Annotated in this window: 10 protein-coding genes; 9 read left to right on the top strand and 1 reads right to left on the bottom strand. The window is 34.4% G+C overall.

Going from position 1 to position 6984, the window contains the following annotated elements; all coding sequences use genetic code 11:
- Positions 1 to 190: 190 nt before the first annotated feature.
- The 5 genes from bsh to HMPREF0367_RS09120 all read left to right on the top strand — a co-directional run bounded on the left by bsh (position 191) and on the right by HMPREF0367_RS09120 (position 3897).
- The gene (gene bsh, locus HMPREF0367_RS09140; protein ID WP_035403587.1) at positions 191 to 1174 is read left to right on the top strand and encodes a choloylglycine hydrolase; all 984 of its coding nucleotides are present in this window, start codon (positions 191 to 193) and stop codon (positions 1172 to 1174) included.
- Between the two features lie 53 nt (positions 1175 to 1227).
- Entirely contained in the window at positions 1228 to 2049 is an 822-nt protein-coding gene (locus HMPREF0367_RS09135; protein ID WP_035403584.1) for a Cof-type HAD-IIB family hydrolase, read from the top strand.
- Positions 2050 to 2179: 130 nt separating this feature from the next.
- The gene (gene rbr / locus HMPREF0367_RS09130) at positions 2180 to 2722 is read left to right on the top strand and encodes a rubrerythrin (RefSeq protein WP_015536279.1); all 543 of its coding nucleotides are present in this window, start codon (positions 2180 to 2182) and stop codon (positions 2720 to 2722) included.
- A gap of 76 nt (positions 2723 to 2798) precedes the next feature.
- Entirely contained in the window at positions 2799 to 3068 is a 270-nt protein-coding gene (locus HMPREF0367_RS09125) for a hypothetical protein (protein ID WP_143395342.1), read from the top strand.
- A 61-nt stretch (positions 3069 to 3129) separates the two neighbouring features.
- Complete coding sequence (locus HMPREF0367_RS09120; protein ID WP_051335243.1) at positions 3130 to 3897, top strand: PTS mannose/fructose/sorbose transporter subunit IIC; 768 nt, start codon at positions 3130 to 3132, stop codon at positions 3895 to 3897.
- Between the two features lie 19 nt (positions 3898 to 3916).
- On the opposite strand, the gene HMPREF0367_RS09115 is transcribed toward HMPREF0367_RS09120, so the two are convergent.
- Positions 3917 to 4363, bottom strand: a complete 447-nt coding sequence (locus HMPREF0367_RS09115) for a PaaI family thioesterase (RefSeq protein ID WP_015536277.1) — start codon at positions 4361 to 4363, stop codon at positions 3917 to 3919.
- A 104-nt stretch (positions 4364 to 4467) separates the two neighbouring features.
- Here HMPREF0367_RS09115 and HMPREF0367_RS09110 point away from each other — a divergent pair, with 104 nt between their 5' ends.
- The 4 genes from HMPREF0367_RS09110 to HMPREF0367_RS09095 all read left to right on the top strand — a co-directional run.
- A complete protein-coding gene (locus tag HMPREF0367_RS09110; RefSeq protein WP_022356071.1) occupies positions 4468 to 5001 on the top strand; it encodes a hypothetical protein in 534 nt (177 codons plus the stop codon).
- Complete coding sequence (locus HMPREF0367_RS09105) at positions 4998 to 5798, top strand: HAD-IIB family hydrolase (protein WP_169815951.1); 801 nt, start codon at positions 4998 to 5000, stop codon at positions 5796 to 5798. The genes HMPREF0367_RS09110 and HMPREF0367_RS09105 overlap by 4 nt, the downstream gene beginning before the upstream one ends.
- Before the next feature lies 1 nt (position 5799).
- Positions 5800 to 6129, top strand: coding sequence for a hypothetical protein (locus tag HMPREF0367_RS09100; protein ID WP_015536275.1), 330 nt, complete (start codon positions 5800 to 5802; stop codon positions 6127 to 6129).
- A gap of 40 nt (positions 6130 to 6169) precedes the next feature.
- Positions 6170 to 6984: sugar ABC transporter substrate-binding protein (locus HMPREF0367_RS09095; RefSeq protein WP_035403575.1), on the top strand; the 815-nt coding region annotated here is incomplete at its 3' end.

Below are 6984 nucleotides of genomic sequence, written 5' to 3'. Positions count from 1 at the left end.
CTCTCACTTATCTATCACACCGGAAATGACTAAAATGACAAAAAAAATGAAATAAAATAATTATTTTTTTATATTTTATAAGAATGCAAAACAATGAGGGTGATCATTATAAAGATTCTGATATCTTTATGCATATATGTGTCATTCAATAGGGAATAGTGATATGATGGCTCTATAAGGAGGTATCTATATGTGTACCAGTTTTACGTATTATAACAACGATTTTTATTTAGGAAGGAATTTAGATCTAGATTGTGGCTTTGGTGAAGAAGTAGTCATAACGCCACGTGAATATAGATTTCAATTTAGACATGAACCAACAATAGAGAAACATTCTGCAATGATTGGAATGGCAACAATTGTCGAAGGATATCCTTTGTATGCCGAGGCGATCAATGAACATGGTTTGGGAATATGTGGTTTGGAGTTTAAAGGAAATGCCAAATACTTTGATTTAATGGATGGCAAAGATAACATTGCTCCTTTTGAAATTATTCCGTGGATCCTATCGAATTGTGTGACTGCCAAGGAGGCAAGAAGTTATTTTGAAAAGATGAATATAATTGACGAAGATTTTGCTCCTAACTTGCCATTATCACCTTTACATTGGATCATTGCGGATAAAGATGATTGTTTTGTGGTTGAGTCAACAAAAGATGGTTTGATGATCTATGATAATATTTTTGGAACTTTGACTAATAATCCGCCATTTCCATATCATCTTTCAAATATGATTAATTATTTGAATTTGACTCCAAAGTATCCAGAGAATCGTTTCAGCAAACGTTTGGATCTAGAACCATTTGCCAATGGAATGGGAGCTTTAGGTTTGCCAGGAGATGCATCAAGTCCTTCAAGGTTTGTAAAGACTGTATTTTTAAAAGAGAATATGACATCATCTGGAACAGAAGAAGTAAATGTTCAACAATATTTTAGAGTATTGAACCAGGTGTCTATGATCAAAGGTTCTGTTATCACAAAAGAAAATAGAGAAGATTACACTGTCTACTCGGCATGTATGAACGCTACAAAAGGAATTTATTATTATCAGACATATGAAAATATGCATATCAACAGTGTATGCATGCATGATGAAAATTTGGATTCTTCTGTGTTAATTGCTTATAAATTAGACAAAACTATAAATTTTTTAAAGTCTAATTCAAAAGCTTAAGAGTTGATTTTAGTTATGTTATACTTTCTTTAATCAAGACAGGAGATCAGTTTATGAAGGATTTAAAATTAGTTATTTGTGATATTGATAGTACGTTGGTTGATTCAAAAAGGAATCTTATGCCTACGACAAGAGAAACGATAGAGAAATTACATGAAAATGGAGTTTATTTTGGAATTGCCTCAGGTAGACCTTTAGATGAACTACAAAGATATGCCAAAATATGGGGATTAAGTTTTGAATTTGATTTTGTGATTGGGATGAATGGATCTGAGTTATGGGATAATATTCACCAAAAGGAATATAGCTATTTCAAGTTAAAGAAAGAATGGATCAAGGAAATTATTGAATTTATGCGACCTTTTAAATCAAATTATTTTATCTATTACCATGGTAAATTACTTGCCAAAGGAATCGACGATATGATGATCAAATCAGCTCATACAAGTGACAAGGAGATTGTTGTTGCTAAATCAGATGCCGATTTTTATCAGGAGGAAAACGCAAAGATCATGTTTAGGGTCACTGAGGATATCATGCCTGAAATAGAAGCCTATGTTGAAGCTCATCCTAATGAAAATTACAATGGATTTAAAACACAGACTACATTAATGGAATTTGCGGATAAACGTATTAATAAATCGTATGCGCTCAAAAAGATTTGTGAGATGAATGATTTTGAATTGGAAAATGTGGCTGCCTTTGGGGATACGACTAATGATAATGAGATGCTTGAGGTAAGTGGCTTGGGCGTATGTATGATCAATGGAAGCGATGATACCAAGGCAGTTGCAGATGATATTACACTTAAATCAAATAATGAAGATGGTGTCGGAGACTATTTAAGGACACATTTTTTAGATAAACTTCAATAATTTTAAGATATTTTTGTTTTTTACTTAAAATAAAGGAAATAACTAATAATAATTCTTAATTTTAATGGTTGTTTTACTTGAGTGTTATAGTAAATAGTTGTACAATGTAAGTGTTAGGAGGTTCGTTAACATGGAACTAAAAGGATCAAAAACAGAACAGAATTTATTAAATGCATTTGCAGGGGAAAGTCAAGCTTGTGTAAAATACCAATATTATGCTTCTCAGGCAAAAAAAGACGGGTATGTAAAAATCCAGAACATCTTTGAAGAAACTTCAAAAAATGAAAAAGAACATGCAAAATTATGGTTTAAAGCTTTACATGGAGGTAAAGTTCCAACAACAACAGAAAACTTAAAAGATGCTGCTGCCGGTGAAAACTATGAATGGACAGATATGTATGTAGAAATGGCAAAAGATGCCCGTGAAGAAGGATTTATCGATATTGCAGAAAAAATGGAAGGCGTAGCCGCTATCGAAAAGCATCATGAAGCTCGTTATAAGGCAATGTTAAAAGAAATTGAAGAAAATACTTTCTTCAACAAAGGTGAAGATACAGTTTGGATCTGCTTGAACTGTGGACACATTCATGTAGGAGCTCAGGCACCAGAAGAATGTCCAGTATGTGCACATGCTCGTGCTTACTTCCAGGAATTAAAAGATCATTACGAATAATTAAAAAATCTCGCTTCGGCGAGTTTTTTTTAGGAAAGGTTTTATTTTTAATATGACTTTTCTTATAATAGATTATATGAAGAAAAAAATAACATCGATCATAGAGGCAAATAATTTATTGAAAGCAGGCTATGTATTAGTCATTGTTGAAAATAAAACAGCTGTATGCATTAAGGAAAGTGCATACTTTTTAATGAATGAGAATTGGCATACGAAAATCAAAGAAGATGATTTTATGGAGATGTTTGAAAATAACACATTCATGATCTGGGAGAATTCATTAGGTGAAGGAATATCTTTGCAAAAAGATGAGGAATATTATGCATGGAGACATAAATATCTTTAAATCGTTTGAAACGTTATGTTTTCAATGATATTATTCAGTTAAAGTTAAGAAGGTGTATTTGATGTCGATAATATCGTTTGCGTTAATTATTGTAATTTCATTTATAGCAGGAATCGAAGGGATCCTTGATGAGTTTCAATTTCATCAGCCTTTGGTGGCATGTACTTTGATTGGATTGGTAACCAATCATTTGCAAGAAGGACTCATTTTAGGGGGATCTTTACAGATGATGGCTTTAGGTTGGGCCAATGTAGGAGCCAGTGTTGCACCAGATGTTACTTTAGCTTCGGTGGCATCTTCAATTTTTATGGTACAGGGATTGAATGGAAGTGTTGCTGGTGAATATGTAATCTCAGCTTCTATTGCGATTGCAATTCCTCTGTCCGTAATAGGGTTATCTTTAACAAAGATATGTCGAACAAAAGCTATAGGACTTGTCCATAAAATGGATGTTGCCAGCGAAACGGCTGATTTTGGCAAGATTGAAAGACTTCAAATGGCAGGCATTTGTATGCAGGGACTACGTGTTGCTATCCCGGCAGCAATTTTGCTGGTGATTCCTTCTCATCTTTATGTAGTTCTTTTTGAGGCTATGCCGCAATGGTTGTTAGAAGGATTAAGTGTAGGAAGTGGTTTGATTCCAGCGTTAGGCTTTGCGATCGTAATCAATGTATTAGCTTCAAAGAAAACATGGCTGTTCTTTGCGTTAGGTTTTGTACTAGCGGCTTTACCAAATCTTACAACAATTGGTTTGGCAGTTATTGGAATTTCGATCACATTGATTTATATGGCTTTGGATAAAGAAGATTATTCAGAAAAAGAATCCTGATCAAATGAATGACCAGGATTTATTTTTTTGTTTCTTTGTCCTTTTTTGCTTTGTATTTATCTGAATCTAAGAAGAACATCGTAAATGTTGCTCTTGATAAAAGTGTGTTCTTGTCATTAAAGATAAATACTTCATAAACGCCTGTTGTTCTACCTCGCGAAATCTCTTGCGCGATACCGATGAGTTTTCCTCCTGTTCCAGGTTTGATATAGTTGATCGTTCCGGTAAGAGTTACACTATCTCTACCTGTTGCAAAAGAAGCTGCACCGGCTACTGTATCCGCCAGCGAGAATAGAGCTCCACCATGAACAAAACCATGAACGTTCAAGATTTGTTCATCAATGATCATTTCCACTTTTGCATATCCTTCCCTAACTTCTGTGACGCGCATGTCATTGGATTGAAGATATTGTGAACTACTGTTTAAGCGTTTCATTAAATCGTTATTGTTTTGAACTGTTTCCATCCCATTTTCTCCTATTTTTTTTAGATATTGTATCACGAAATGTGTTTGGAACAAGTCTTAGTTGGTGTTATAATAATGCCATTAAATTAGAAAGAGGGATATTCGTGTTTGATAATATAGTTGTGCAGATTGCAGTTGCGGTATTAATATTAGGATATGTTGGGTATACGACGTTTAAAAGTATTAAGCTTTATACGGAATATAAAAAAAATTTACCAAATTTTTTAAACACACATAAAGATGCTAAACTGTTCACAGACAATCCGATTTGGTGGATTGGTACAAGTGTCTTGGCTGTTTTTGCCTTTGTGATGATCTTTGTTACAGGGCAATTGGAAACAGAACAGGTATTCTATTTCCGCTTAGCTTATCTAGCAATTGCGGTTATTTTTGTTGGACTTGCCTTAGAAACCTATGTTCGAAAAAGAGTGTATTTGATCGATGAAGGAATTTATTACATTGGGAAAATTTATCGTTTTCGTATGATGGCTAATTTTGAGGTTCGCAGTGGCATTGTTCAAAACATTCGTATTTTAATGAATGATAAGGAAAAATTGGAAGTTTCTAAAAAAATGGGCGTTTATATCAACGATGCTTATGATGAATGGAAAAAACAAAAGAAAGGAAAAAGAAAATGATTCCTTTATTTTTGTCGGATCTGGATGGGACTTTGATTCATGAAGAAAGCGCAATGATTTCTTCAGATGATGTGCAGGAAATAAAAAATTGGCAAAAACAAGGATATTTATTTGGCTTGGTAACAGGACGAGATCGGGTTTTCTGTATGAATCTTTTAAATCGTTATGAGATTGTTCCGGATTGTTTGATCACGTGCAATGGAGCAATGACGTTTTGGAAAGACCATCGGATTGATGCGTCTTTGATTGATTTATCTGTTGCTAAAAATATATTAAAAGAACTAGAGATGTATCTCGATACAATAGATCCTTTTTTTACAGCAGAGGATGGTTCAAATTATTTTCTTCGAGAGGATGATCCAAAACGTATACAGAAAGAATTTGCTTATCTTGGGTGGGTTCGAGAAGAATCTTTGAAAACATACTTGAAAAGCCGAACAGAAGGATTGGCAAAAATTAGTATTGCGGCTAAGAGCCTAGAGAATGTACAGCGTTTGCTTCCCGAATTTCAAGAGAAATTCGCAAATGTGGAAGTGATGACTACTTCAAAAGATTATATTGAGATTACTCGAAAGGCAACCAATAAAGCACATGCGATGACAAAATTGATCGATCATCAAAATCTAAATTTAAAAGAGATTATATTTATAGGGGATGGATCGAATGATATTCCTCTATTTGATATGTTAGAATGTACATATGTAATGCGACATGCATCTGATGCGATACGAAAACATGCTCAATGGGAAGTTTCCGACGTAGCAGAGGCAATAAGGAAAGAAAGAGAGAGTCGATAATATGTCAAGAAAAAGAAAAAAGGGAGCAAAGGCTACGGCAGCTTCAATGGTCTTGGAAGTATTAAAGAAAAAGAATGCGGTAAATAAGGAAACAGCACTTCCGGTTGATGCATTCAAAGATTTAAAACTTACAACAACTACGTTGAGTTATACAATTGCCAATCTGGTAGAAGAAGGTGTTGTAGGACAAACAGAGGATGGAAAATTTTACTATGATGATGCAGGTTTTAAAGCCTTGGAAACAAAGTTTGTTCGCGGTTATGCGATGATTTTTATCATCCCTATTGCAGCAGTGATCTTAATTTATTTTATTCAATTTTTAATGAGATAGATGTCGCAAGTTGCGGCATTTTTTAGAAAGGGGCCCATGTATGAATAAAAAGAGTGTTTTTCGTATCGTTATCACATTTATAGTTGTAAGTGCCCTTTTTATTGCGGGGTATTTTGCAATCGATGCCTATACACAAAAGGTCCCAATTATGTCAATTCGGCAATCTAAAAAGATTGGTGCCACATATATGACATTAAACAATCCGTTTTTTGAGATTATTGATGAACAGTTACAAAATATTCTTTCGACAGAAGGATATACGTTGATGTCTTTAGATCCTGTATTGGACCTAAAGACGCAAAGAGAACAAATTGAATATCTAATTGATCAGAAAGTTGATGCGATCGTGGTCAATCCAGTTGATTATAAAGGATTAAGAACTGTGTTAAATAAAGCATATAAAGCCGATATTCCTATATTTACTGTGGATACAGAAGTAATAGATGAAGATCTTGTGACATATAACATTGTTTCAGATAATTATGATGCAGGTGTGCAGTGTGCAAAAGACATGATGCAACGTCAAGATAAAGCGAATATCGTGTTACTTGAACATAATACAGCCAATTCGGCTTGTTTGCGTATTCAGGGGTTTGTTGACACGATTGAAGGGAATGCGAATTACCAAATTATCAAACGAATCGAATGTCAAGGGCAACTGGAAGTGGCGATGCCTTTGATGGAAGAATACTTACAGGAAAATGAAAATATTGATGTAGTAATGGCCTTGAACGATCCAAGTGCTCTGGGAGCTCTTGCGGCATTGGAATCGCAAAATAAGCTGCAAGATGTGCTGGTTTATGGTGTGGATGGAACACCGGAAGCCAAAAGGTTGATCAACGAAGGACGCATGCA

Origin of the sequence: Faecalitalea cylindroides ATCC 27803, from assembly GCF_000469305.1 — a bacterium.
Taxonomy (GTDB): domain Bacteria; phylum Bacillota_I; class Bacilli_A; order Erysipelotrichales; family Erysipelotrichaceae; genus Faecalitalea; species Faecalitalea cylindroides.
The sequence above is the reverse complement of the archived record's forward strand: the minus strand, read 5'-3'. Positions and strand labels throughout refer to the sequence as shown.